Below are 1,017 nucleotides of genomic sequence, written 5' to 3'. Positions count from 1 at the left end.
AAATATCATACAATAAAATCGCAAGTTTTAGCCAACACAAAAAGTACCGAAATAATATGTACAGCTTTTAGTAACGGAAAAACGCATGATTGTAGTTTGTTTAAAAAAAGCAAGATGGGGAGGAATAAAGAACTTGAACTTTTAGGTGATAAAAGTTATCAAGGAATCAAAAAGATTCATAATAATAGTAGAACCCCTCTCAAAAAAACCAAGAATAAAGAACTGACTCAAGCAGAAAAAGTTTGAAATCGCCAACTGGCAAAAGAAAGAATTATTATTGAAAATATACATCGAAGTTTAAATATATTTAGAATACTTTCATCCAGATATCGGAATCAAAGAAGGCGCTTCGGATTAAGATTTAATTTGATCGCTGGTATTGATAATTATGAACTTTATTTAAAGACTAAATTAGATATCGCCTGAGACTTTCGCAAGAGATCTAATGAATTCTTGAGTCATATCTAAGAGGACTTTAGCTTTTACAGGACTTACGCAGGCCCACTATATATAGTGTGCCAAAAAAGGAATCTCCTTTTTCTCTCATCAAGAGTGAGCCTCGCGAGATTAAAAACTTGCTGGCTCAAAAAATCACCAATTCTTCTGTTTAACAAGATATAGCATAGGGAAGGATAGTGGTCGGACTAACTATATAGAAACATTTAATAATAGTTTGATACAAAGAATATATGGTCGTAATCAAAAAAATACCACTTTAAAATACTCTCCTATATTAGAGGCAGCTCTTTGGTATTTTATTGATGAGTATAACGCCTCTGCTTAGCGCAGGTTTATCCTGCACTGATTATCACGAAAATTGAGCAGAGATAGAAGAAGAGTTAGTGGCCCAAGAATCGGAATATGAGCGTTGGGCAGCATTAAATAACCTACAAATGCAGGAGAAATGAGTCAGCATTAGTCTTTTTAATGAGGGCTAAAGCTGACGGGGTGACAACAGAGTCAAAATCCTGATAAAATCAAGGACATAGCTCTCAAACCACTCTGAAAAAATGGCAG

General features: G+C 34.3%; 1 protein-coding gene. It reads left to right on the top strand.

Translation table 11 applies throughout. The annotated features are described in order from the left end of the window. Positions 1 to 246: transposase family protein (locus QT996_RS28540; RefSeq protein WP_333050868.1), on the top strand; the 246-nt coding region annotated here is incomplete at its 5' end. Positions 247 to 1,017 lie beyond the last annotated feature (771 nt).

Origin of the sequence: Microcoleus sp. S13C4 (assembly GCF_036700865.1) — a bacterium.
In the GTDB taxonomy this organism is placed as follows: Bacteria; Cyanobacteriota; Cyanobacteriia; order Cyanobacteriales; family Microcoleaceae; genus Microcoleus.
Note: the sequence above shows the minus strand (reverse complement) of the source record. Positions and strands in the feature narration are given on the sequence as shown.